Origin of the sequence: Paenibacillus popilliae ATCC 14706 (assembly GCF_000315235.1) — a bacterium.
GTDB lineage: Bacteria > Bacillota > Bacilli > Paenibacillales > Paenibacillaceae > Paenibacillus_B > Paenibacillus_B popilliae.
The window spans coordinates 1-339 of sequence record NZ_BALG01000544.1 but is presented as its reverse complement, the minus strand read 5'-3'; the positions used below and the strand labels follow the sequence as shown (position 1 = coordinate 339).

General features: G+C 32.7%; 1 protein-coding gene. It reads right to left on the bottom strand.

Going from position 1 to position 339, the window contains the following annotated elements; all coding sequences use genetic code 11:
• A partial coding sequence (locus PPOP_RS19090; protein ID WP_006288361.1) for a hypothetical protein occupies positions 1-317 on the bottom strand: 317 nt, incomplete at its 3' end.
• Between the last annotated feature and the right edge of the window lie 22 nt (positions 318-339).

Sequence of the window (339 nt, the reverse complement as noted above, 5' to 3'; positions counted from 1 at the left end):
TCCTGAATTTTTCCATTATTATTTTCCCTTATTTCTATCATAATTTGTTCTTGAAGCTCTTCCGTCTTTTCTATTTCTTTAGCTAGCATGCTCTCTTCTTCTACTAGTTTTTTTTGTTGTTCTTCGAGTTTCATTTTCTTTTCTTGTTGTAATGCTTGCAATTGTTCTTCCCCTTTGCTCAATAGGGATACGAGCTCTACAGTAGGTGTTTGTCCTTTTGCATATAGAGGAGAAGGAAAATAGATTTCTGTAGCTAATAAGTTGCAACTTATTAACATAACAATAAGACGGATTGGACTTAATTTTTTTAACGTCATCTTCCTTTTCATCAGTGATTTC